Consider the following 19,555-nt stretch of genomic DNA (forward strand, 5'->3'; position numbering starts at 1 on the left):
TTGGCACTGACATTCATCGACACACTATTGAGTTCTCAAAGAACACACGCACACACTTCATCCCCGGCGCTAACCGGTTCGTCCGTGAGGCAACTGTTCCAGCCTAAACCGCTTCTCCCGCAGAGTCAAGTCCGCGTGATCGCCTTAGGCGTCTTGCTGATGGCCAGGCGCACCCCGTACTACCTCGTTTCCCGGTCCATCCGCTCAGCGTTTCCGCTGTGCTTCTCGGCTCCGGGTCGGTGTCCGTGTCGCTCTGACTTGGATAAAGTTACGCGGCGGATAACGCAGAGTCAAATCCGCTGTTCACGCCGGCGTTTCCCCAGGTCAGAGCCGCAGACTCGGGCCGAACGACGGCTTGAATCACACGGATGTGACTCAAGCCACCGCGATCTTCATGCACCTGCCCGCAGTACCCCGGCGAGGTTCTTCTTTCCGCGCCGCAGCACCAGCCACCGTCCGTGCAGGTAGTCGCTGTCGGAGGGGGTCCACTCGAGGTCGGAGACGCGCTCGTTGTTCACCGACGCCCCGCCTTCGTTCACCGCACGCCGGGCGGCACCGCGACTCTCACTCAGCCCGGTGGCGACGAGCAGATCGACGATCGTGCTCGGCTCCCCCGCCGACAGCTCGGCCACTGCGGCTTCCCGCAGCGCGGCACCCAAGGTCGGCTCGTCCAATTCGCGCAGCTCGCCGCGGCCGAACAAGGCCTGACTGGCCAGCTGCACCGCGCGGGTGTTCGCCTCACCGTGCACCAGCGTGGTCATCTCCGCCGCCAGCCTGCGCTGCGCTTCCCGCGCATGCGGGCGCTCGGCCGTGGCCACTTCGAGCTCGGCCAGTTCTTCGCGGGAGAGGAAGGTGAACCAGCGCAGGTACCGCACCACGTCGGCGTCGGCGGTGTTCACGAAGTACTGGTACCAGGCGTACGGGCTGGTCATCTCGGGATCGAGCCACAGGCTGCCGCCGCCGGTCGACTTGCCGAACTTCTTGCCGTCGGCCGAGGTCACCAGTGGAACGGTGAGCGCGTGCACCGCCGCGCCGTCGACCCGACGGTTCAGTTCCACGCCGGCGATGATGTTGCCCCACTGATCGGAACCGCCGACCTGCAACGTGCAGTCGTAGTTGCGGCGCAGCTGCAAGTAGTCGTTGGCCTGCAACAGCATGTAGCTGAACTCGGTGTAGGAGATGCCTTCGCCGTCCAGGCGGCGCTTGATGGTGTCGCGCGCCAGCATGACGTTTACCGAGAAGTGCTTACCGATATCGCGCAGGAAGTCGATGGTGGACAGCTGCCCGGTCCACTCCATGTTGTTCGCGAGCACCGCGCCCGTCGGCGAATCGTCCAGGTCGACGAACCGTTCCAGCTGCGAACGGATCCGGGTGGCCCATTCCTGCACGATGTCGGTGGAGTTCATGGTGCGCTCGCCGACGTCGCGCGGGTCGCCGATGAGTCCGGTGGCGCCGCCGGCCAGCACGATCGGCCGGTTGCCCGCGCGCTGGAACCGCTTCAGCGCGAGCAGCGGCACCAGATGTCCGGCGTGCAGGCTGGGCGCGGTGGGATCGAAACCGGCATAGACGGTCAACCGTCCCGCGTCCAGGGCCGCGCGCAGCGCGTCCAGGTCGGTGGATTGCGCGATCAGTCCGCGCCAGGTCAATTCGTCGATGATGTCGCCGCTCACGGTGTCCCATCTTTCCGCACGGGTGGTTGGTGGCTCGAGTGCGCCTCAGTGTGTCGGCGATACCGCCGCTGGTCGAGCGAATTACGAGCCTTCGACCTCGGCCGTCGATCGGAGACGTCAGGACGCCTCGGCCCGCGGCGCGCGCGGACTGCGCCGATAGGTGGAGACCGCGGGCGAGGACGGTAGCCAGAACCGCCACGGCAGGTCCGCGGCGGTACTCACGCCGACCCGGGGACCGCTGGCGATCTCCTCGTCGAGGGCATCGGCGAGTTCCAGTCGAATCGGCGAGGACGGTTCGAACAGCGGGGTTCCGTAGTCGTTCAGGGTGATGCCCAGCGCGCTGCCGAGATTGCCCGGCCCCTTCGCCAGATCGGCATCGGTGCGCGCGGGCAGCCGTCGGGCGCGCGCCTCCTCGAGCCCGGCGACCACCTCACCCGACCTGATCAGCACCGCGCTCGCCGTCCCGTCCGGCCCGCTGGTCACGTTGATGCACATGTGCATGCCGTAGCTCAGGTACACGTACAGCATCCCCGCCGGACCGAACATCACCGTGTTGCGCTTGGTTCGCCCGCGCCCGGAATGCGACGCCGGGTCCGGCCACGGTCCGGCCGGATCACCCCCGTAGGCCTCGACTTCGACGATCCGGACCCCGACCGGACCGGACCAGAGGGTGGCGCCCAGGACACGGCGGGCGGCGGCGGGCGGATCGACGTTCAGCTCATCGGCACACACGCCCACCATTGTCCAAGACGGCTACGACAGGTTTCGGTCAACCACCGCGCCGCCCCGATGATCTACAGGTAGGAGCTGTGCTGCCCGCTCCGCAGGGTGATCAGGTCGTCGGCGATCACCGCGAGATAGCCGACCGCGACCAGCGTCGCCAACTGCGCCCACGACACCCACACGACGCCGATGGGGGTGGTCGCCGCGACGGCAGCGGCCGCGATCAACCGGAGCCACGGCCGCGGCAGCTGCAGGGCCAGTCGGAAGAAGAACTGCCCGAGGAAATACAGGGCGACACCACCGGACAGCGCAGCCGCGGCGGCCAGGCTGACGGATTCGTTGCCGTGCCCGATGCTCATCTGCAGACCTGCCGAGGTCATGGTGACGCCGATGAGCAGCGGATACAACGCGTAACCGTAGGCAAGGACCGCAGGCCGGGAGCGTTGCCGTTCGGGTAGCGCGGCCAGCGCGTGCTCGCCGCGTTCGTCGTCGAAGCCGAAGTACGCCCACCACAGCACGTAGGCCAGGCACAGCGCGAGCGACACCGTGACGATCAGCTGCGGCGTGATCTGCACCCCGGCCAGTCCGGCACCGATCGCGATGATGGACTCGCCGATCGCGATGATCACGACCAGGCCGTGCCGCTCGCAGAAATGGCTCGCGCGGATGACGAAATCGCCGGTATCGGTGAGGTAGGGGCTGCCGACCTGAACCGCGAGCGCCAGTCCCCAGCACACATATTGCGCCCAACCGTGCAGGAATCCACCGGCCAGCACCAGCCCCGCGGCCAGCAGATTGAACGGCCCGATGTGCTTGATGGCCCGCGCGGCGGACGCACCGCCGCTGGAGGCGAACAGCGCGGTGTGCACGGCGGTCACCAGGACGTAGCCGAAGCCGAAGGCGAGCCCGGTGCCGTGGAACGCATCCGGAATGGCCAGTGCGAGGACGAAGAAGGAGAACATCCCGATCAGCAACCAGGTTCGGCGAGCCGAGCTGTTCGGCGCGACCTCGTTGGTGAGCCACACATACCCGCTGTACATCCACCAGATGAGGCCGAACAGCAGCGCCACCTGGCCAAGGGCCTGCCAGCCGGGATGGTGGGTGAAGACGTGCGTCAGCTGGGTGATGGTGAAGACGAAGACGAGATCGAAGAAGAGCTCCAGCGTCGAAGCCCGCAGCTGGCCGCCCTCCGCGGACAGCTCTGCGCTCTGGTTGGTCACCGCAGCAGCCTATGACGAGCACGGGCGACAACAGCCGGCCAAGGCTCCAGGCGCGTCATCCGACGAGATCCGGCCCCAGCGCAAGGCCTTTGAGCTTGCCCGGATTCACCTGCAGTCGCAGGTTCTGGATGCGGCCGTCGACGATGTCGTAGGTGAACGCGGCGACCGGGTGGCCACCGATCCGGGCCATTGCGCCGAGTTCACCGTTGAGGTAGGTGGGCTCGAGCTCGTAACCCGCGACGATCGGCTTGGCGAACACGCCGAGGGTCCAGCGCGCCACATGATCAGGACCGTGCAGCGGTCGCCGAGCCGCGGTCACCACGCCGCCGCCGTCGGACCAGCAGGTGACGTCAGGAGCGAGCAGATCCATCAACGCGTTGAGGTCACCGCCGGAACAGGCCGCCATGAACCGCGCGGTGATGTGATCGCGCTGATCCTTATCGGTGTCGAAGCGCGGGCGGCGGGCCTGCACGTGAGCGCGGGCCCGGTGCGCGATCTGGCGGATGGTCGGTTCGGGACGATCGAGGGTGTCGGCGATCTCGGCGTGGGTGTAGCCGAACACCTCACGCAGCACCAGCACCGCGCGTTCGATCGGGCTCAGGGTTTCGAGCACCACCAGCATCGCGGTGGACACGGTGTCGGCCAATTCGGTCTCCTCGGCGATGTTCGGTGTGGTGAGCAGTGGTTCGGGAAGCCAAGGGCCGACGTAGTTCTCGCGAGTGGCGCGGGCGGAGGTGAGGCGGTTCAACGCCAGATTGGTGACGGTGCGGACCAGGTAGGACTTCGGGTGCCGCACCGTCGTCTGGTCGGTGTCGTGCCATTTGAGCCACGTGTCCTGGAGGATGTCCTCCGCGTCGGTGACGGTGCCCAGCATCCGATACGCGGTGGCGAACAGGAGTCGCCGGTGTTCGAGAAACGGATCTTGCGCGGGCGTCGGGTTCACCATCGGGTCATGCTCCTCAATGATGTTCGGGTTTGCCAACCACCACCCGGCCCTGGGTGAGGGCCTGGCGGCCCGCCCGCAGCTTGACCGGAGGATTCATTCGCCTGCTGAGCCGGAACATCGGAACTGGGCTGGCGCTGACCGACTCCTTGTAGGCGGCGGCGAGTCGTCCGGTCAGATAGAAGCGTCCTGGGGTGTCGTCCGAGCGGGTGAACTGGATGACGCCGTCGCGACGGCCGAGGCTGACGGGCTGGTGAAAGTAGCCGAAGCGGAACGGTTTCGGCTGCTTGCCGCGCAGCTGCCGGGCGATGGCCGCGGCGGTATAGGCGGCCGTCGGCATGCCGCTCTGGCAGGTGCCGTGAATCTGGCCCCAGGGCACACGGATCGCCGCTGCGTCACCGACGGCGTGGATGTTCGGATGCGAGACCGAGCGCAAGGTCTCGTCGACCACGACGAGTCCGCGCGCGTCGGTGTCGATGCCGGCCTGCGCGGCCAGCGGCGAGACGCGGACGCCGGTGGTCCACAGCGTCAGGTCGGCGGGAATCAGTGTGCCGTCGGCCAATTCGACGGCCTCGGGCAGCACCTTGGTGACGGCCTGGCCGATTTCGCGGGTGACGCCGAGTCGGTCCAGTGCGCGGTGCAGGTAGGCGCGGGCCTTGTCGCCCATCATGGTGCCGGGTTCGCCGTTGCTGATCAGGGTGACGCGCAATCCCGGGTGGTCGGCGGCGATTTCGGCTGCGGCCTCGATGCCGGTCAAGCCTGCGCCACACACCGCGACGGCGCCGCCCTGGGCCGCAACACTATTCAGCCGCTCGGCGAAGCGGTGCGCGGCCTTCGGGTCGTTGAGGGTCCAGGCGTGGTCGGCGGCGCCGGGGACGATACTGGTGTCGGTGCTGCTGCCGAGCGCGTAGACCAGTTCGTCGTAGGGCAGTGTCGTGGTGCCGTCGACCATGACCCGTCGGCGAGCGGGATCGATGGAAGTGGCCCAGCCCTGGACGAATTCGACGTCGGTGCCGGTGAGGATGTCGGTGATGCGATGGTCGGGCAGTTCCTGACCGGCGGCGATCTGGTGCATGCGCAGGCGTTCGGTGAAGCGCGCCGACGGGTTGACCAGGGTGATTCGCACCTTCATGGCACGGGTGCGGCGGGCCAGCGTCACGGCGGTCAACAGGCCGGTGTAGCCCGCGCCGAGGATGACGATCCGGTGTTCGGTGTTCATGGGTTGCTCCGATGGTCAGGTCACCCGGGTTGGTGACGACCATGGGACAAACAACCCCGTGCCGACGTGACAGATCACCGTTGTGATCTGAGTCACATGATCAGCTCTTTCCCAGCGCCTCCGTGCGGAGCAACTGGAACAGGCTTGGGTTGTCCGTTGTCGTCGCCACGCTGACGATCTTGCGCACGAACTCGTCGTCGTCGATCAGCCGGAGCATGGCGGCCGCCAAGTCGGCGCGGGCGGTGTAGCGCTTGTCGGCGCGGCCCTCGACCAGCAGATAGTCCGTGACGGCGGGCAGGTGGTACAAGCCGCCCGAGCGCACGATGGTCCAGTCGAGATCGGTTGCGGCGAGCAAGGATTCCATCCGCCGCATGTCGTCGTAGAGCGTTTTGCCCATCACCCGCGCGATGTAGGGCTGTAGCACGCGGTTGAACAGGAAACCGGCGTCGGCGAACGGCTGCGGATCCACGGCGCTCGACGACACCACCGCGATGCGCCGAATGTCGTTGCGGCGCATAGCGGCGACCATATTGGCGACGCCGACCGAGTACGTGTCGATCGGCTCCTTGCCGTACGGAACCCCCAATGTCGAGAGCACCGCGTCGGCACCCGCGGTGGCCAGGTGTACCGAATCCGCTTCCCGCACATCGCCGCCTAGGACCGTCAGCCGGTCGCGGTCGATCGGGAACTCCTCGGGTCGGCGTGTGACCGCGACGACGTCATGGCCCGCGGTGAGCGCTTGATCGACCAGCAGGCGGCCGGTAGGTCCGTTGGCTCCGAAAACAGTGATGCGCATGGTGATCCTTCTCGGGATATCGGGAGCGACGCCTGTTCGTTCGAGCGTCGTATCATATGAGGACCATATCAATTAATATGAGTTTCATACAATACGGAAGAGGTAGCAATGCCGGACGCTCGCCGTCATCGGCGCTCGGCCAACGCGGTCAAGGAGTCACTGCGCGCCCTGAACACTCAGCTGGCGCTGCTCAACCGGCAGTTCGGCGGCAAGGTCGAGCTCAAGGACGTCGATTGGACCTGCCTCGACCTGGTCGATCGGCACGGGCCGCTCAGCGCGAGCGCGCTGGCCAAGCTCGCCGGGCTGCATCCCGCGACGATGACCGGCGTGCTCGACCGTCTGCAGCGCGGCGGCTGGATCACCCGCGAGCGCGATCCGGCGGCGACCGACCGTCGCGCCGTCACCATTCGAGCCACCCGCGAGCGCAACACCGAGCTCTACCGGGTGCTATCGGGAATGAACAGTCGAATGGACGAGCTGTGCACGCACTACACCGAGTCCGAGCTCGAGCTGATCGCGGACTTTCTGCGGCGCACCGCCGCGGCCGGACACGACTCGGCTGCCGAACTGAGCGGCGAGTGACCCTGGTGTGGCGCAGCGGAAGTCAAGGGTCGAAATGGGGACGCTTCCGGATGTGACGGGGTGGGCTCGATTCCTACCGTCAGCAGATGGTTTCGGTTTCCCGGCCGCGCAGGTGGCGGCGGTTGTTCCTGATTCTCGCTGCGCTCGGAGTGTTGCTCGGGCTCGCGATCGGTGGTGGCGTGCGCCAGGTGTACGTGAACGCGGTAGTGAGCACCGTCGGCCGGGTGGAGTTTCGCAACGAGCTCGCGATTCCGCCGTTGGCGCCGTCGACGGTGCGGCCGGACGGCACGCGGGAGTTCGAGCTCGAAATGCGTACGGGATTCACGGAATTCCGGGCCGGGCAGGCGAGCGAGACGTGGGGGTTCAACGGTAGCTACCTCGGGCCGACGCTGCGGGCCCACCGCGGCGAGCAGGTCGCGGTCACCGTTCGCAATCAGCTGCCCGAGGCCTCGACGGTGCACTGGCACGGAATGCATCTGCCCGCGGCGATGGATGGTGGGCCACACCAGATGGTGCAGGCGGGTGCCGCGTGGACGCCCCGATGGACCGTCGATCAACCCGCTGCCACGCTCTGGTATCACCCACATCCACATGGCGCGACCGAGAAGCACGTGCGGCGTGGCCTGGCGGGGATGTTCTTGATCGACGACGAGCTATCCGAAAGCTTGCCGCTGCCAAGCAATTACGGCATCGACGACCTGCCGGTCATCGTGCAGGATGTGAAGTTCCGCCGGGCGGAGCTCGATATGTCGCACGCGATATTCCGTGACGTCGGGTTTCTCGGGGATCAGACGATGGTCAACGGGACGCTGACGCCGTACCGCGAGGTCGGCGACGAACTGATCCGGCTGCGCCTGCTCAACGCGTCCACGGCGCGGACCTACACCTTCGGCTTCGATGACGAGCGCCAGTTCTCGCTCATCGCGACCGATGGCGGACTGCTGGAAAGCCCTGTCGCGCTCGACCGTGTGCAGCTCTCCCCGGGCGAGCGCGCCGAGATCGTGGTGCGGGTGCGGCCCGGGGAGCGAACGATATTGCGCAGCAAGAAACTCGACGCCGGGCTCGGCTTCTGGACCCAGCGGTTCGCCGGCGGTGACGACACTTTCGACATTCTCCAGCTCCGCGCCGCCGAGAGCCTGCGTCCGTCGCCGGAACTGCCTGCGGCCCTTGCCCGCCCGTCGACGCCGGATGGCTCGGACTCGGTTCAGGAACGCCGCTTCGACATCAATATGGCGGGGATCAACGGCAAGCCGATGGCCATGGACCGCATCGACCTGACCGTCACCCGCGGCACCGCCGAGACGTGGATCGTGCACAACAACGATGGCATGCCGCACAACTTCCACGTGCACGATGTGCAGTTCCGCGTGCTCGGGCGAAACGACGGCCCGCCGCCCGCCGAACTCACCGGGCCGAAGGACACCGTCTTCATCCCGCCGAACAGCACCGTCCGGTTGGCAATGCGCTTCGACGGTCCCGCCGATCCGGACACGCCATACATGTATCACTGCCATCTGCTGTGGCACGAGGACCAAGGGATGATGGGCCAATTCGTGGTGGTCGACGCCGGCGGATCAGCGGGGGCGCCGCCGCGGCACGGGCACTGACCGGTCGAACACGCAGGTCTTGCCCTTGCCGCGCGTTCGCGCTAAATTCATCACACAGTGAATTCAACACTCGATGAATTGAGGCGACCATGTCGCAAGCCACCTCATCAACCGCCGTCGAGGTCCGGAACCTGACGGTGCGGCGCGGCGGGCGGGAAGTTCTGCACGACGTTTCGTTGACGATCCCGCGCGGGTCGATTACCGGATTGCTCGGCCCGTCGGGGTGCGGGAAGACGACGCTGATGCGGAGCATCGTCGGCACCCAGATCGTGCAGTCCGGGGAGATCTCGGCGCTGGGCCGACCGGCCGGGGCTGCGGAACTGCGGCGGCGCATCGGCTATGTCACGCAGGCGCCGAGCATCTACTCCGACATCAGCGTGCACGAGAACGTCGCGTACTTCGCCGCGCTCTACGGGCGCGAGCGCAGCGCCGTCGACGAGGCGATCAATGCTGTCGGGCTCACCGAGCACGCGCGTCAACGGGGCGACGAGCTGTCCGGTGGACAGAAGACCCGCGCCTCGCTGGCCTGCGCCCTGGTCGCCCAACCCGAGCTCTTGGTGCTCGACGAGCCGACGGTCGGCTTGGATCCCGTGCTGCGCGTGGATCTTTGGAAGCAGTTCCACGAATTGGCGGCCGGCGGCACCACTTTGGTGGTGTCCAGCCACGTGATGGACGAGGCCGAGCACTGCGACCGGCTGCTGCTGATGCGCGACGGTCATCTCCTCGCCCAGCTGAGCCCCGACGAGCTACGCGCCGAAACCGGTGAGGAGAACCTCGAACGGGCGTTCCTCACGCTGATCACCACGGGGCGCGCGGCATGAGCGCCGCCCCGTCCCGAGACCGCAACGCATCGCCGAACACCAGGCAGGAACCATGACCAGCACACTCGAGCCCGCCACCCGGCGGACGCCGACCCTGCGCACGTATGCCGCGACGACCACGCGCATTCTGCGTCAGCTGCGCAACGACCACCGCACCGTCGCGATGATCCTGGTGGTGCCCGCGCTGCTGATGACGTTGCTGTACTTCATCTATCAGGACACCCCGACCAACCCGCTGAATCCGGTGTCGCTGTTCGATCGCGTCGGCATCAGCATGCTCGGCATCCTGCCGTTCATCGTGATGTTCCTGATCACCGCCATCGCCATGCAGCGCGAACGCACCTCGGGCACGCTGGAGCGGCTGCTCACCACGCCGCTGGCGAAACTCGATCTGCTCGGCGGGTACGGCACCGCCTTCTCGTTGGCCGCGGCGGCGCAGGCTGTGGTCGCCTGCCTGGTGTCGTTCGGGCTGCTGGGGCTCGACTCGGCGGGTAATCCCGGCTGGGTGGTGTTGATCGCGGTGGTCGACGCGGTGTGCGGTGTCGCGCTCGGTCTGCTGGCAAGCGCGTTCGCGCGCACCGAGTTTCAGGCGGTGCAGTTCATGCCGGTGGTGGTGGCGCCGCAGATCTTCCTGTGCGGCTTGCTCGTTCCGCGCGGCGAGCTGCCCGGGTGGTTGGAGGCGATCAGCAATGTGCTGCCATTGAGTTACGCCGTCGATGCGCTGCAACAGGTTTCGGCGCATCCGAACGCCACCGGTGCGATGTGGCGGGACCTGGCCGTCGTCGCCGGGTTCGCGATCGTGGCGCTGTGTCTGGGCGCGGCGACGCTGCGGCGGCGCACCCCGTGACGGCGAGCAACGGAGCACCCGGCGAGGATCGTACCGCCCGCTCCGGACGCAGGCCGGGACAGTCCGGTGCGCGCGAGGCGATTCTGGCGGCGGCGCGGGCGCGGTTCGCGGAGGCGGGCTTCGACAAGACGTCCATCCGCGCCGTCGCCTCGGACGCAGGCGTCGATCCCGCCTTGGTGCACCACTATTTCGGCACCAAACAGGAGTTGTTCGGCGCGGTCGTGCAGTTGCCGGTGAGTCCCGAACTCACCCTGTCGGCGGTCGACGCCGCTCCACTGGATCAGCTCGGCGAAACCATCCTGCGCTCGGTGCTCGCCGTCTGGGACTCCCCCGCCGGCCCCGGCATCGTCGCGATGGTCCGCAGCATCATCGCAGGCGGCGACGTCTCGCTGGCGCGCTCGTTCATCCTGGAGGTCGTCCTGGAACGGGTCCGCCAACGCATCGCCACCCCCCACGACGACGGCCGCCTGCGAGTAGCCCTGGTCGGCTCCCAAATGATCGGCGTCCTGATGGCACGCAAAATCGTCGCCATCGAACCCATGGTCTCCGCCCCCGCCGAAGACCTCATCACCGCCGTAGCCCCCACCCTCCAGCGCTACCTCACCGGCGAAATAACACATGCACCGAACGGGACATGATGGCAAGAAACGCCGAAAGAGTCCGCCGCAGAGGCCATCGGACAGGACGTGGGGTAACGGCGGGTGGGTACGCCGTCAGGTTTTGGTGGGGGTCAGGCTTCTACTGGCTGTTCGATGAAGTCGGCGTGTTCGGCGTCGGTGGCGTCGCGAGCCTCGTCGATGAGCAGCACGGGGATGCCGTTGTCGATGGGGTAGGCGCGGCGTAGGCGCGGGTTGTAGAGGACGGGGCCCTCGGCGGCGCGGACCAGCAGTAGCGGGCCCTTGTCCTGGGGGCAGGCGAGCAGGCTCAGCAGGGTGGCGTCCAAGGTGTGCTCCGGCATGACCGAAAACCTACCCGACGGCGCGGTCTGCCTCGACCTGCGGTCGGCGGCGGAACGAGATGTGGCGGTGGCCGAAGTAACTGGCGATGGCGACCAGACCCATCACCACGACGGCGGCGGGCTTGTCGGGGAAGTGCCAGACCGAGACGGCCAGCTCCAGCAGCGCCATATTCAGCAGCAGCCCACCGGAGTTGACGGCGACGAACCGCAGGAAGTCGCGCAACAGGTGTCCGCGCACCCGGAACACCAGGGTGCGATGCAGCACGAACGCGATGACGATGCTGACGGCGTAGGCGGCCGCCACCGCGACCGACGGCGGCACATTGTCGCCGAGCACCGCGAGCCAGACCACGGTCAACCCGATGCCCAACGCGGTATTGAACCCGCCGACCGCCGCGAACGCCACCTCCTGCCTGCGCACCAGACGCAGCAGCGGCCCAGGCTTGGCCTGCTCGGCGGTACTGAGATCGACGGCGATCGGATCACTGCTCAGCACAGCGCGCCCACTCTGCCCATCGCCGTCGTCCAACGAACGCGCGCCGCGAGTCGCCGTGGACGCGACCCCGTCGGCGCCCGCGGACACCTCACTTCGCTCTTCGTTGAATTCCATCAGGTGCCCACCTCCAGTCGCGCCAGGCACTCTATCGCCCCGCCCCGCCGGCCGATCGACGGGCGCACCCATCGCGCCCAAGATTTCGCTCGCACCGGCCGTTCCGCAGCCGATGTCGACGCACCGCGGCCACCGAATCCCGTCCGAAGCAGCGCATTCGCCGGCGTCAACCATTCGGGCCCGCTAGGCCAGCTTCGGTGCGACGCGTAAACCCCACCAACGTCCGCAGCTGGACCACGCCCCAGCTCCGCATCCGATCTCAGTGCTTCGAATCCATCGGATCCCGCCTCGCCGCAGCACATTGGGCTGAGCTCAGCGAACCAGGCCACCAATACCTGGCACGGCGCGTTGGCCCACGCTCGCGCCCCCGAGGCTGCGCCGCGACAAAGCGCCCTCACCCGGGGTCGACGGATTGCGGCGAACGAACTCGAGCCGGGTTCGATCTGCCGCCATCAGCGACGCAGGCCCGCCCGACACAGTTACTTCGCCGACCTCAAAGCGACGCCAGCTTCGACTGCGACGTCAGTGCTTCACGTCCACCAGATCAGCCGCTGGCGTGGTGGGCTCCCCCGGCTCGGTGTCAGCCGACGCATCACCGCGGCGTCTGTTCCGCAGGAACGCCCACTGCAGCACACCGACCCCGAGCAGTCCGAGCAACGCTGCCGCCGCGCCGATCTGCCAGCCGGGTGGCTGCCAGCTCAGTTCTAAATCACCATTCTTGGTTCCGGCCGGGATATCTACCGCGACAAAGGTTTTCGCGACGAGCCGGGTGGGAATCTCGCGCCCGTTCAGGGTGGCGCGATACCCGGGCCAGCCGAGGCGGGCGAAGACTACTTGGCCGCCGTTGTCGGAGTTCACTCGAACTCGGCTGGTCGCATCCGATTCCGAGACCGAGGTGGCGGTGCTTCCTGTGGTGGCGGCGATCCGCCCGTTGCGGGAGGAGATCAATCCGTCCACCCGTTCCAGCACGGAGATGGTTTGCTCATGGCCGGGGTAATCGACCCACTTCCAGCCATCGGGGGCGGGTTGGTTGCGCGCGTCGGGGTAGAGCCTGCGCTGCAGCACAACCCGGTCGACCTTCATCAAGTCGACGATGGTCCGCCCGGTAGTCGGTTCGACCGCGAACGCCCGGCGGTACGCGTCGGGGCACACGCTGGTGTCCCAGAGCATGCACAGCATCTCGCCGAACCAGAAGTGCCCGTTGGGGGTGTAGCCGCTGACGTAGGTCAGCTCGAGATCCTTGGCGTAGTTGCCGAAGACGAGCGACCCGTAGGCGCCGCTCAGGTTCTTCTCGGCGGGCGGGATGGGCCCGCGGTCGGCGAGTTGCAGTGTGGTGCCGGGGAAGTCGGGGAAGGCGGCCTTCATGTCCGAGCGCTTCTCCGGCAGGTTCCAGCTCATCGGTGTCGGCTGCACCGCCCGCACCTGGAGGTAGGCGATCGGCGACACCGCGACCAGCGTCAGCACGCAGGCCGCGACCATCCCCCTGGTCCGGCCGAGCCACACCACCGCGGCCCCGAGCGCGGCCACCGAAAGTGCCGCGAGCACATGCCAACCCAGCTCGCGGGGCGCCGCGGAGAACGAGCGCACGAACAACAATCCGATCAGCACCCCGGCGGCGATCCCGCGCCGCCGCCAGCCGTCGAAGCTGGCGTAACGACCGAGCAGCACGCACACCAGCACCAGCAGCCCGAGCGCCACCATCGGCAGCACCCGCGCGGGCCAGCGCAGTGGGCCGATGGTCCCCGGCCCTGCGGTCCACATCAGCGCCATGATCGCGAAGAGCGCGATCGCGGTGAATTCCCGCCAGTTCTCCCGCGCCTTACGCCAATCGATGAACGCCAGCGCCGGAATCAGGAACCAGGCGATGTAGACCACCGGCATCGGCTGCACATAACCCCACCAGGAGTTGTAGGCAGGCAACGTGCTCGGCAGGCTCGCGTTGAGCGACTCCGACCACGGCACGGTCAGGAACTGGTCGTTGTTGATCTGCGCGGTGCCCCGCCAGGTCACCTTCGCCGACAGCATGCTCGGCAGATAGGTCGCCAGACCCGCCAGCGCCGCACCGGCGGCCGCCGCGAGCAGCCGCAGCGACGGCGCCCACTTGCGTTGGTAGACAACCTCACCGACGGCCACCGCGCCGATCATCAGACCGGCCTCGACCGCGGGAAATATGTATTGCACCGAGATGGCCAGATACAGGAAGACGAAGGTCGGGATCGGCCCGCTGCGCCCCCGCGCGTAACGGACACCGGAGGCCCACGCGTGCGCCAGCCACGCGGTGCCGACGAACGCGGTGTACCAACTGGCTTCGTCGAAGAACAGCAGCCAGCCGCTGAACGGAATCGAGATGCCCGCCACCGCGGCCCACGGCGCGGATGCTCCGTAGGCCAAGCAGATCCGGTACACCCCGAGCCCGAGGACGATCGCGAAGATCAGCTTGATCACGGTGGCGTAGAGCGCGACGTTGTCCACCGAGGGCGCGATCAGATCGATCAGCAGCTGCGGCGGATTCAGCAGACCCGCCTCTTCGATGGTGTAGTTGCCCGCCATCCAGTGCTCGGGGATCATCGCCGGGAACTCGCCGTCCCGCAGGCGATTTCCGAGCATCACCCACAGCGGGGCGTACTGCGACTCGGTGTCGTCGGTGTAGAAGTGCCTGGCGTTGGCCAGCAGCACGGCGACATATCCGGCCAGCACACCGAGCGCGGTTATGCAGCCCCACTTGTACACGTCCCGCCGGGCGAGGGCGTTGCTTTCCACCACGAGTCCCAGACCCTACCCGGCGGCGGGCTGCTCTTTCGCACGCCGCCGCGACCGCACGTACAGCCACTGCAGCACGCCGGTGCCCACCACCCCGGCGGCCAGTGCGGCGATGCCGATCTTCCAGCCGGGCGGGCGCCAGGTGAGCACCAACTCGGCATTCTGGGTGCCAGCGGGAATATCAACGGCGACAAAGGATTTCGCCACCGTGGTGATCGGAACCTGCTTGCCGTCGATGGTGACGCGATAGCCGGGCCAGCCGAGCCGGGCGAACACCACCCGCCCACCGTTCGGCGAGCTGACCCGCACCCGGCTGGTGGTGTCGGTCTCCGAGATCGACGTCGCGGTCACATTCTTGGCATCGGCGACCCGGCCATTCACGGTGGAGATCGGCCCGTCCACCCGTTCCAGTACCGAGATGTACTTCTCGTGGCCCGGGTAGTCGACCCACTTCCAGCCGTCCGGCGCGGGCTGGTTGCGCGCGTCCGGGAACAGGGCGCGTTGCAGCACCACCCGATCCAGTTTCATCAGATCGGCCAGGGTGCGCCCGGTGCTCGACTCGGGGGCGAACATGCGCCGGAACGCGTCCGGGCAGACGCTGCTGTCCCACCGCATGCACAGCAGCTCACCGAAGTAGAAGTGCCCGGTCGGGGTATAGCCGTTGACGTAGGAGAGCTCGAGCGACTTGGCGTAGTTGCCGAAGACCAGCGAGCCGTACGCGCCGTCGAGGCTGTTGTCCCCTGGTTGCAGCAGTCCGCGTTCGGCGAGTTGCAGCGTGGTGCCGGGGAAGTCCGGGAACGCCGCCTTGGCCTCGGAGCGGTTGGTCGGCAGGTTCCACGTCATCGGGGTCGGCTGTGCGGCCTGCACCTGGAAGAACGCGATCGGGAACATCGCGACGATCACCAGCACACAGGCCGCGGCGATGCCCTTGACGCGGTCCACCCACAGCACCGCGGCGCCGAGCGCGACGATCGCGACGGCCGCCAGCACATGCCAGATCACATCGTGCGGATCGGCGGAGAACGACCGCACCCACAGCAGCAGGACCAGCACCCCCGCCGCGATACCGCGATTCTTCAGGTCCCTGGTCGTGCCGTAGCGCCCGAGCAGCACGCACACCAGCACCAGCAGCCCGATGGCCAGCATCGGCAGCACCCGCACCGGCCAGCGCAGCGGACCGATCGAACCCGGCCCGGCCGCCCACATCAGCATCATCGTCGCGAAGAACGCGACACCGGACAGTTCCCGCCAGCTGTCCTTGGCCCGCCGCCAATCGATGAAGGCGAGCGCCGGGATCAGGAACCAGGCGATGTAGGTGACCGGCATCGGCTGCACATACCCCCACCAGGAGGTGAAGGCGGGCAGCGAGCTCGGCAGGCTGGCATTCAGCGACTCCGACCACGGCACCGTGAGGAACTGGTCGTTGTTGATCTCCATGGTGCCGCGCCAGGTCACCTTCGCCGACAGCATGCTCGGCAGGAAGGTCAGCAGCCCCGCGAGCCCGGCGCAGGCCCCGACCACCGCGAGCCGCGCGACCGGCCACCATTTACGTTGGTAGACAAGCTCACCCACGGCGACCGCGAGCAGCATCAGCGCCGCCTCGACCGCCGGGAAGATGTACTGGGTGGAGATCGTCAAATAGAGAAAGACGAACACCGGAATCGGCCCGCCCTGACCACGCGTGTAGCGCACCGACGACGCCCAAGCGTGCACCAACCACGCCGTGCCGGTGAGCGCGGTCATCCAGCTGGCCTCGTCGAAGAACAGGAAGAACCCGGACAGCGGGAACGCGACACCCGCCACCGCCGACCACGCGGGCCTGCCGCCGTAGGCGAGGCAGATGCGGTAGACGCCCAATGCGGCGATGATCGCGAAGATCAGTTTGACGACGGTGGCGTAGAGCGCCATGTTGTCGACGGACGGCGCGATCAGATCGATCAGCAGCTGCGGCGGGTTGAACAGGCCCGCGTCGTCCATCGTGTTGTTGCCCGACATCCACCGCTCGGGCACCAGCACGGGGAAGGTGCCGTCGCGCAGGGCGTCGCCGAGGCCGACCCACAATCCGGTGTACTGCGACTCGGTGTCGTCGGTGTAGAAGTGCCTGGCGTTGGCGAGCAGCACCGCGAGGTAGCCGAACACCACGCCGACGGCGGTGACCAGTCCCCAGCGGTAGACGTCCCGGCGGGCCGCGCGGTCCCCCTCCGGCGCATCCGGACGTGCGTCCCCGGCCGCCGACGCCTCGGCGACCTCGCTCGAGTCACCCCTCGTGACCTCGGCGGACCCCGGTCGCGTCACCCTCGACACTGCACTATCCGTCACGAGTTCCAAACCCTACACAGCAGTGTGGCGCTTGGCATCCGGCCGCCGACGCGTCGATGATGGGGGGATGCACGGCGGCAGCGGAAGGACCGGAGGCGGCAGCTTGCGTAACCACGCGGGGACCCGCGGACGCCGCGTGCAGTCCGGCCCCGGAATCCGAAACCCGCACCATGCTAGAGTTCTGGGCGGCTCGGGCCCTGCTGTCCAGCGGGGAGTACCGGCACGCACCGTCATCGAAAGTCGATCCAGCTGATGCCGATTCCCTCCACCCGCACGCCCCGCCCCGCCGCGGTCACCTCGAACGGCGGGCCGTCCCGGCCGCATGCCGTGTCCGTGGTTGTGCCGATCTACCGTGGCGAGGACACCATCGGCGGACTCGTCGCCGAACTGCACGAGCTCACCCGTCCCACCGCGACGCCGGGCGGCGCCACCTTCCAGATCGACGAGATCATCCTCGTGCACGACCGCGGCCCGGACCGCTCCGATGTGGTGTTGCAGGAGCTCGAGCGGACCTACCCCGAGGTGCGCACCATCTGGTTGAGCCGCAACTTCGGCCAGGACGCCGCGACGATCGCGGGCATGTCGGCGGCAGGCGGCGACTGGATCGTCACCATGGACGAGGACGGCCAGCACGATCCCCGGTTCATCGGCAACTTCCTCGACGCCGCGCTGACCGAGCGCGCCGAGTTGGTCTACTCCAAGCCGACCAACACCCGCCCGCACGGCTTCCTGCGCAACCTGACCTCGCGCGGGGCGAAGCTGGTGCTCGCGACGCTGTTCGCCTTCCCCGACTCCACCCGTTTCGAGAGCTACCGGCTGATCCGCGGCGCCATCGGCCGCCAGCTCGCCGACGTCGCCTCCAACGGCGTATATCTCGACGTGGCGCTGACCTGGGTGGTTGGTTCGGTCGCACAGGTGCCGGTGGTGCTGCGCGCCGAGGGCCGCGAGGACTCCGGCTACAACTATCGCCGTCTGTTCTCGCTGTTCTGGAAGATGGTGCTGTGCAGTGGGACTCGCGGCCTGCGCCTGGTCAGCCTGCTCGGTGTGACGCTGGCGCTCGGCGGCGGCGTGCTGGCGGGCGTCATCGTCTACGAGGCGCTCACCACCGACAATTGGGCGCCCGAAGGCTGGGCGTCGATGATCGTGGTGCTGCTGCTGGTGGCCGGGGCTATCTTGTTCTCACTCGGCCTGATCGCCGAATACCTCGGGGTGGCGTTGCATATCCTCGTGGGTAAGCCGCTCTATCTGACCGTCGATTCACCGACGCCGCGCCCGGTGGCAGCGGCCGGCCCGGGGCACGATCGGGAACTGACCACCACGACCAAGGGGAACGACCGGGTTGAGCACTGACCGCATCATCTTCAGCCGTCCGTTCCGCTCGCCGCGCGAACTGGCCAACCTCGGCGCCGTGCTCGGCTCCGACCACAGCCACGGCGACGGACCGTTCACCGCGGCGGCCACCGCGAAGCTGAAGATGATCACCGGGGCGCCGCACGCGCTGCTGACCACCTCGTGCACCTCCGCCCTGGAGATGGCGGGGCTGCTGCTGGAACTGGGCCCCGACGACGAGGTGATCGTCCCGAGCTTCGCCTTCACCTCCACCGCGACAGCCATGGCGTTGCGCGGGGCCACCTGCGTCTTCGCCGACATCGACCTGGACACCGGCAATCTGGCTCCGGAGTCGGTCGCGGCCGCCGTCACGCCGCGGACCAAAGCCGTGGTGGTCATCCACTACGGCGGCGTCGCCGCCGACATGGAACAGCTACTGGCGCTGGCCAATACGCACGGCTTCGCCATCGTGGAGGACAACGCGCACGGCCTCGGCGGCCGGTGGCGCGGGCGCCCGCTCGGCACCCTCGGCAGCCTCGGCACGCTCAGCTTCCACGACACCAAGAACGTGCACTGCGGCGAGGGCGGCGCGCTGCTGCTCACCGACGAGATCCTGATGGCGCGCGCGGAGATCATCCGGGAGAAGGGCACCGACCGGGCCCGCTTCCTGCGCGGCGCGGTGGACAAGTACTCCTGGCAGGACATCGGCTCCAGCTACCTGCCCAGCGAGTTGAACGCGGCGGTGCTCGACGCGCAACTCGACGAGTTCGACACGATCCAGGCCGGACGGCACCGGGTGTGGGACGCCTACGCCGCCGGACTGCCGGAGTGGGCCGCCCGCAACGACATTCGGCTGATGACCGTGCCTGCCGACCGCGAGCACACCGCGCACCTGTACTACCTGCGCACGCCCACCGAGGAACGCCGCGACGACCTGATCGCCCACCTGCGGGCGCGCAATATCGTGGCGCCGTTCCACTATGTGCCGCTGGACTCCAGCCCGGCGGGGTTGAAGCTGGGCCGCACCCCGCATCCGTGCGTGCGCAGCGCCGAGTTCTCGGGAACCGTTGTGCGCCTGCCGTTGTGGCCGGACCTCACCGACGAGCAGGTCGCCCGCGTCGTCGAGGCGGTCACCGACTTCACCGTCTGAG

Annotated in this window: 17 protein-coding genes; 7 read left to right on the top strand and 10 right to left on the bottom strand. The window is 67.8% G+C overall.

The window, feature by feature from the left end:
- Positions 1–392: 392 nt before the first annotated feature.
- From tyrS to ACIHA7_RS38145, 6 genes are all read right to left on the bottom strand, one after another.
- Positions 393–1,670, bottom strand: coding sequence for a tyrosine--tRNA ligase (gene tyrS / locus ACIHA7_RS38120; protein ID WP_397296704.1), 1,278 nt, complete (start codon positions 1,668–1,670; stop codon positions 393–395).
- A 117-nt stretch (positions 1,671–1,787) separates the two neighbouring features.
- Positions 1,788–2,411, bottom strand: a complete 624-nt coding sequence (locus ACIHA7_RS38125; RefSeq protein WP_397296707.1) for a DNA-3-methyladenine glycosylase — start codon at positions 2,409–2,411, stop codon at positions 1,788–1,790.
- Positions 2,412–2,464: 53 nt separating this feature from the next.
- Complete coding sequence (locus ACIHA7_RS38130) at positions 2,465–3,613, bottom strand: low temperature requirement protein A (RefSeq protein WP_397296710.1); 1,149 nt, start codon at positions 3,611–3,613, stop codon at positions 2,465–2,467.
- A 55-nt stretch (positions 3,614–3,668) separates the two neighbouring features.
- On the bottom strand, positions 3,669–4,559 hold the full coding sequence (locus ACIHA7_RS38135) for an RNA polymerase sigma-70 factor (protein WP_397296713.1): 891 nt from the start codon (positions 4,557–4,559) through the stop codon (positions 3,669–3,671).
- Between the two features lie 13 nt (positions 4,560–4,572).
- Positions 4,573–5,775 carry an NAD(P)/FAD-dependent oxidoreductase gene (locus ACIHA7_RS38140; RefSeq protein ID WP_397296716.1) on the bottom strand — a complete coding sequence of 401 codons (1,203 nt, stop codon included), beginning with the start codon at positions 5,773–5,775 and terminating at the stop codon, positions 4,573–4,575.
- A 100-nt stretch (positions 5,776–5,875) separates the two neighbouring features.
- A complete protein-coding gene (locus tag ACIHA7_RS38145; RefSeq protein WP_397296718.1) occupies positions 5,876–6,571 on the bottom strand; it encodes an NAD(P)-dependent oxidoreductase in 696 nt (231 codons plus the stop codon).
- A gap of 108 nt (positions 6,572–6,679) precedes the next feature.
- Here ACIHA7_RS38145 and ACIHA7_RS38150 point away from each other — a divergent pair, with 108 nt between their 5' ends.
- From ACIHA7_RS38150 to ACIHA7_RS38170, 5 genes are all read left to right on the top strand, one after another.
- Positions 6,680–7,153 (top strand): MarR family winged helix-turn-helix transcriptional regulator, encoded by a 474-nt coding sequence (locus tag ACIHA7_RS38150; RefSeq protein WP_397296721.1) that lies wholly within the window; start codon positions 6,680–6,682, stop codon positions 7,151–7,153.
- A gap of 86 nt (positions 7,154–7,239) precedes the next feature.
- Positions 7,240–8,760: a multicopper oxidase family protein gene (locus ACIHA7_RS38155; RefSeq protein ID WP_397296724.1), complete on the top strand. Its 1,521-nt coding sequence runs from the start codon at positions 7,240–7,242 to the stop codon at positions 8,758–8,760.
- 89 nt (positions 8,761–8,849) lie between these two features.
- On the top strand, positions 8,850–9,581 hold the full coding sequence (locus tag ACIHA7_RS38160) for an ABC transporter ATP-binding protein (RefSeq protein WP_397296726.1): 732 nt from the start codon (positions 8,850–8,852) through the stop codon (positions 9,579–9,581).
- A gap of 52 nt (positions 9,582–9,633) precedes the next feature.
- On the top strand, positions 9,634–10,428 hold the full coding sequence (locus ACIHA7_RS38165; protein WP_397296728.1) for an ABC transporter permease: 795 nt from the start codon (positions 9,634–9,636) through the stop codon (positions 10,426–10,428).
- Complete coding sequence (locus tag ACIHA7_RS38170) at positions 10,425–11,066, top strand: TetR family transcriptional regulator (RefSeq protein WP_397296731.1); 642 nt, start codon at positions 10,425–10,427, stop codon at positions 11,064–11,066. The genes ACIHA7_RS38165 and ACIHA7_RS38170 overlap by 4 nt, the downstream gene beginning before the upstream one ends.
- Positions 11,067–11,158: 92 nt before the next feature.
- Here ACIHA7_RS38170 and ACIHA7_RS38175 read toward each other — a convergent pair whose 3' ends face one another.
- From ACIHA7_RS38175 to ACIHA7_RS38190, 4 genes are all read right to left on the bottom strand, one after another.
- On the bottom strand, positions 11,159–11,386 hold the full coding sequence (locus ACIHA7_RS38175) for a Trm112 family protein (protein ID WP_397296734.1): 228 nt from the start codon (positions 11,384–11,386) through the stop codon (positions 11,159–11,161).
- Positions 11,387–11,396: 10 nt separating this feature from the next.
- The gene (locus ACIHA7_RS38180; RefSeq protein WP_397296737.1) at positions 11,397–11,996 is read right to left on the bottom strand and encodes a GtrA family protein; all 600 of its coding nucleotides are present in this window, start codon (positions 11,994–11,996) and stop codon (positions 11,397–11,399) included.
- Positions 11,997–12,518: 522 nt separating this feature from the next.
- Positions 12,519–14,756 carry a hypothetical protein gene (locus tag ACIHA7_RS38185; protein ID WP_397296740.1) on the bottom strand — a complete coding sequence of 746 codons (2,238 nt, stop codon included), beginning with the start codon at positions 14,754–14,756 and terminating at the stop codon, positions 12,519–12,521.
- A 15-nt stretch (positions 14,757–14,771) separates the two neighbouring features.
- Complete coding sequence (locus tag ACIHA7_RS38190; protein WP_397296907.1) at positions 14,772–16,898, bottom strand: hypothetical protein; 2,127 nt, start codon at positions 16,896–16,898, stop codon at positions 14,772–14,774.
- Positions 16,899–17,327: 429 nt separating this feature from the next.
- On the opposite strand from ACIHA7_RS38190, the gene ACIHA7_RS38195 reads away from it, so the two are divergent.
- Positions 17,328–18,425 (top strand): glycosyltransferase, encoded by a 1,098-nt coding sequence (locus ACIHA7_RS38195; protein WP_397296742.1) that lies wholly within the window; start codon positions 17,328–17,330, stop codon positions 18,423–18,425.
- Entirely contained in the window at positions 18,415–19,554 is a 1,140-nt protein-coding gene (rffA, locus tag ACIHA7_RS38200) for a dTDP-4-amino-4,6-dideoxygalactose transaminase (protein WP_397296745.1), read from the top strand. Before ACIHA7_RS38195 ends, rffA begins: the two co-directional genes overlap by 11 nt.
- Position 19,555 lies beyond the last annotated feature (1 nt).

The organism is Nocardia sp. NPDC052316, from assembly GCF_044547795.1.
In the GTDB taxonomy this organism is placed as follows: domain Bacteria; phylum Actinomycetota; class Actinomycetes; order Mycobacteriales; family Mycobacteriaceae; genus Nocardia.